Source organism: Parcubacteria group bacterium, assembly GCA_041657845.1.
Taxonomy (GTDB): domain Bacteria; phylum Patescibacteriota; class Minisyncoccia; order Moranbacterales; family JAKLHP01; genus JAKLHP01.
In genome coordinates this window covers 1-3,736 of record JBBABD010000055.1, presented here as the reverse complement: position 1 = coordinate 3,736, position 3,736 = coordinate 1, and the positions used below count along the sequence as shown (strand labels likewise).

General features: G+C 66.6%; 4 protein-coding genes. All 4 read right to left on the bottom strand.

All coding sequences use genetic code 11. The features are described 5' to 3' along the window. A partial coding sequence (locus WC906_05315) for a hypothetical protein (protein MFA5777822.1) occupies positions 1-1,268 on the bottom strand: 1,268 nt, incomplete at its 3' end. Beyond that, a complete protein-coding gene (locus WC906_05310; GenBank protein ID MFA5777821.1) occupies positions 1,219-1,686 on the bottom strand; it encodes a hypothetical protein in 468 nt (155 codons plus the stop codon). The genes WC906_05310 and WC906_05315, both read right to left, overlap by 50 nt. Next, complete coding sequence (locus tag WC906_05305; protein ID MFA5777820.1) at positions 1,683-2,021, bottom strand: ParB/Srx family N-terminal domain-containing protein; 339 nt, start codon at positions 2,019-2,021, stop codon at positions 1,683-1,685. The genes WC906_05310 and WC906_05305 overlap by 4 nt, the downstream gene beginning before the upstream one ends. Positions 2,022-2,034: 13 nt before the next feature. Then, the coding region (locus WC906_05300; protein ID MFA5777819.1) for a glycosyltransferase at positions 2,035-3,736 on the bottom strand (1,702 nt) is incomplete at its 5' end.

Below are 3,736 nucleotides of genomic sequence, written 5' to 3'. Positions count from 1 at the left end.
CCGCCCCTGTTCGCCTCGTCCAGCGTCCCACCCGCGTGGAGCCACTCGCGCATGGCCCACGTCATCTCGGCCTTGAGGTTCGCGAAGCTGTCGGGCGCGAGCTTGGCCGCCTCGCCCACGTTCACGGCGACGACCTGCCTGCCCTTCTCGCGGAGGCGGTCGGTGACGCCGCGCCCCACGCCGATGTCGTCGATGAAGACGTTGCGCGGGGAAATCCCGCCGAGCTTCATGTCGGCCTCGACGAGGGACACCACGCCCATGAGGTCGGGGGTCTTCCCCCGCCCCAGCACCGCCGCCATGTCCCCGAAGCGGACGGCGCGCACGGTCTCGTCGCTCCCCGCGCCCACGTCGACGCCGAGCAGGGCCTGCCCCCCCTTCGCCCTCGCCGCGCTGAACACGTCGGCCGCCGAGTGCTTGCCGAGCTTCACCTGCCCCCACGAGACGATGGGGGCGTAGCCCTCGCCGTCGGTGGCGTTCGCGTCGGGGAACTCGCAGCCGTAGAGCACCGAGAACATCGGCTTGCGCCGCGCCTCCTCGACGAACTCGGGCGTGTAGCGCCCCTCGGCGAGCAGGAGGTCGTGGTCGGCGAATATGCGGTGGTATGTCGGGTCGTCCCACGAGGCGAAGAAGTGCGAGTGCGGCGGCGCGCTGTAGAACGGGTTGCCTATCTTCACGTAGGTGGCTGACGGGCCCCTTCCCGCCATCATGCGGAAGATGGTGGCCTCGCTGTCGTCGGAGATGAGGCCGCTCTCGTCCTCGATGACTATCCCCGCTCCGTGGCCCATGGCCGCCTCAATCTTCCTCTGGCTGTTCTTCTCGTCCGTGCTGACGACGAATATCGAGCCGCCGTTGTTGAAGCGTATGCGCCGCTTGCTCTCCTCGAGGCGCAGGCGCTCGAGCCTGCTCCGCTTCTCGAGCTTCGAGAAGAATATCGGGTGGTCGCCGAGGTGCTCGATGACGTAGCGCATGATGATGAGCGCCTTCTCGCCGGAGGGGGCCACGACCGTGACCTCTAGGCCGAGCAGGGCGGTAAGCACCACGCACGCGAGGCCGACGGTCATGCTCTTGCCGGCCTGCGTCCCCATGAGTATCTGGACGCGCGGGTGTCGCCTGATCACGAGCGCGGCGAAGATGCGGAGCTGGGACTCCGTGAGGCACTCGCTGGCCGGACGCTCCCCGACCTTCAGGAGGGCGAGGACGGCCATGCAGAAGGCCCGCTCACGGCCGGACAGCGGCGGGAGCGGCGGTTTCGGGTCTAGGTTCGGCATCTGTCTTCGCTTGTTCATGTTTCGCGTCCGCGTCCTCAGCGTCCTCGTCGGCGCGCAGCTGCTCGGTGAGCGACTTGAGCGTCTCGGTCACGTCGGCAAACAGGGCCTCCCCGTCCGCGCCCGTGCTTTCGAGGCGCAGGGCGAACTCCACCTTACGCTTGCGTTCTAGGTATTTCAGCGCCATCTCCGGGGAGTCGAGCGAGCCGACCAGCGACTGCCTGGCCTTGAGAACCGGCTTGTTGCGCAACGCCTCCAATCGCTCCCTCAACCCCTCGACGCTCTCAAGCCAGTTGTAAAGGCAGGCAGGGCTGATGCCCGCGTAAAACGCGCATTCCTCCCAAGTCGCGTCGATGGCGGCGGCCTGCTCTAGCTTTAGAGAGACCTCATCGGTCAGTTTGACTGGATTTTCGACTTTCATGCCTTTTCTGCCTTACGGCTGGTGTAGTCCTCCCAACGCTTGATTATCACGTCGCAGTAGTGTGGGTCTAGCTCGACCAGCCTCAAGGCCTTCACCTGCTCGGGGGAAAGGTCGGCCATCGTGACGGTCGGAACCTCCTTGAGACCGAGCTTAAGCGCGGCCTCGAGGCGGCAATGACCGATGATGAGGTTGCCGTCGCAGTCCACGACGAGAGGCTGCGCCCAGCCGAACGCCTCGATGGACTTTGACACCTGCTCAATCTGCTTTTTGACGTGCTTCTTGGCGTTTGCGGCGTAGGGGATGATCTCGCCGATGGGCCTGTTTTTCACTTCCATAATGTTTTGCCTCTTAACGCCTCCACCTCACGGCCCGCGCCTTCTGCGCGTCGTCCAGGAGGTCGAGCGCCTTCTCCGGCAGGACAGCGCCGGGGAAGTAACGGCGGTTGCCGACGAACACGGGCCTGCGGCAGACCGCGACCCTCCCGCACGGCTCCTCGCGCTTCGGCTCGGCCGCCTCGAATTCCGCCGCCTTCTCCCTCATGTCGGGTAGCCTGATCTCGTCGCCTGAGTGGGTGCGGATGAAGTCGAGGCCGTGCTTCACCATCATCCTCGCGGTGAAGGCGTAGGAGCGCCCGCGCATCCGCGAGTATTCCGGCGACCGGTCGCGCAGGTGGAGCACGCTCACGGAAGGGTCGTAGCCGAGCTTGAGCTTGCCCTTGTGGGAGAGGAAGTAGTCCATGTGCTCCGCGACCTTGAGGCCCTCGTCCCAGCGGCACGCCTTGAGCGCCGACGTTTTCGCGACGAAGAAGTTGAAGACGTAGTCGTAGGGGGGCCTGTCCGCTGGGACCTGCCTGAGCCTCCCGCCGTCCCTCTCGAAGCGCCCCTCGTAATGCTGGAGCCTGCCCTCTCCGAGGTCTATCGCCCCGGCCACGGGGTCCAGTCCCTCTGCCTTCAGCTTCCGGGCCAGCTTCGCCGCGTCCGTCCTCTCCGTGAAGACGAAGTCGTCGTCTAGCAGGAACACCATCTCCCTCCCGCACCCCGACACGAGGCGGTTGCGGGAGGCGGACAGCCCCGCGTCGTGGGGCATCTCGATGACATTCACGTCGTTCTTGAGGCCTGCCGCCTTGAGCGCGGGGCGGAGGGCCTCCCACGCCTTCGCGTCGAAGGACTGGTCGGCGACGGTGACGTTTGCGGTCGGGGCGAACTCGGCCACCGAGAGCAGGAGGCGCCTGAGGGCTTCCGGGCGCATGAACGTGGTCACCGCGAACTCTATCGCTTCCAGCGGGTCGTCCTGCGGGGCGGGGGTCTCCGCGCCTTCCATGCCGACGAAGTAGGCGATGCCGAAGCGCTCGAAGAAGCGGCGCTTGTCGTCCTTGCGGACGCGGTATTGGCGGTATCTGGCGTCGGCGCGGGCGTCCACCCCCTTGGGCTTGTGGATGACGACGGGGTCGGGGGAGAAGGCGGCGCGGTTCCCCGCGAGCTTGAAGTCGAAGAACCACGAGAAGTGCTCGTAGGCGACCTTTATCTCCTCGTCCCACGGGACGGCCCTCACCTTCTCGGTCCTCGCGACGAAGTAGTTGAACGTGATGTCGGCGGGCATGAAGCGCAGGCCGCTTTTGCTGTCTGTCTTGGCGTCCTCCGGGTCGAGGGCGTGGCTCACCATCCTGCGCGGCGGGCCCTCGACGAGCTCGCTGTAGCCCTGGTAGTCGCGCAGTTTCCCGTTCTCGGTTATGCGCCCGCCGATCAGGTCGAACTTGCGGCGGGAGCGCAGGAACGCGGCCATGTCGTCGGCGCGCGCGCCGGCGTCGTAGAGGAAGTCGTCGTCGCCCACGAGGACGAACTCGGTCTCCGCCAGCGACACGAGCCTGTTGCGCGCGCGGCAAACTCCGGAGTCGAAGGGCAGGACGACGTAGCGGGCCCCGACCTCGGCGCAGGCGGAGCGCAGGCGGGCGTCAATCTCCCCGTTCTCCCCGACGATGACGCGGATGTCGGGGTAGCACGCGCGGAGCGAGCGGATGCAGGCCTCGGTGAAGCCGGGGCGGAGGAACGAT

Bases quoted from the DNA above. Each gene is read 5' to 3' on its own strand.
- WC906_05310 (MFA5777821.1), bottom strand. From the start codon at position 1,686: ATGAAAGTCGAAAATCCAGTCAAACTGACCGATGAGGTCTCTCTAAAG.
- WC906_05305 (MFA5777820.1), bottom strand. From the start codon at position 2,021: ATGGAAGTGAAAAACAGGCCCATCGGCGAGATCATCCCCTACGCCGCA.